The following is a 541-nucleotide window of genomic DNA, read 5'->3' on the forward strand; positions in this document are numbered from 1 at the left end:
CACCTGCCCACGTCCTGGACGGACAAGGGCCTGCTCCCCTGACCGGCGCCTCCTCCTGCCCTTCGTGGACGCGCCCGGGGGAGGTCACGGGATCCCGTGGCCTCCCCCGGGTGCGTCCGGGCGGGGGTCAGGCCGCCGCGTGGGGCGCGCCCATCCCCGGGTCCACCTGGTGCGGACCGGCGGCGGAGGGCCGAATGTCGAAGTCGAAGATCGCGGTGGGGATGTACACGGTGGCGCACGAGTTCGGGATGTCGACCACCCCGGAGAACCGGCCCTCGATCGGCGCGGCCCCCAGCAGCAGGTACGCCTGCTCCGGGGAGTAGCCGAACCGGGTGAGGTAGTCGACGGCGTGCAGGCAGGCCCGCTGGTAGGACAGCTGCGAGTCCAGGTAGCGCTGCTCGCCGTCGAGGGTCACCGAGGTGCCGGAGAAGGAGATCCACTCGCTGTACTGCGGGTCCGTGTTGCCCGGGAGGAAGATCGCGTTCTCCGTCACCCCGTAGGTCTCCATCCCGCCCTTGAGGACGTCCACGTGGAAGTCGAT

Annotated in this window: 1 protein-coding gene; it reads right to left on the reverse strand. The window is 71.0% G+C overall.

What is annotated here, in order from left to right; genetic code table 11:
• Positions 1 to 127 precede the first annotated feature (127 nt).
• The coding region (locus RCG67_RS17305; protein WP_368828050.1) for an acetamidase/formamidase family protein at positions 128 to 541 on the reverse strand (414 nt) is incomplete at its 5' end.

Source organism: Kocuria cellulosilytica, assembly GCF_040981245.1.
Lineage (GTDB): Bacteria > Actinomycetota > Actinomycetes > Actinomycetales > Micrococcaceae > Kocuria > Kocuria cellulosilytica.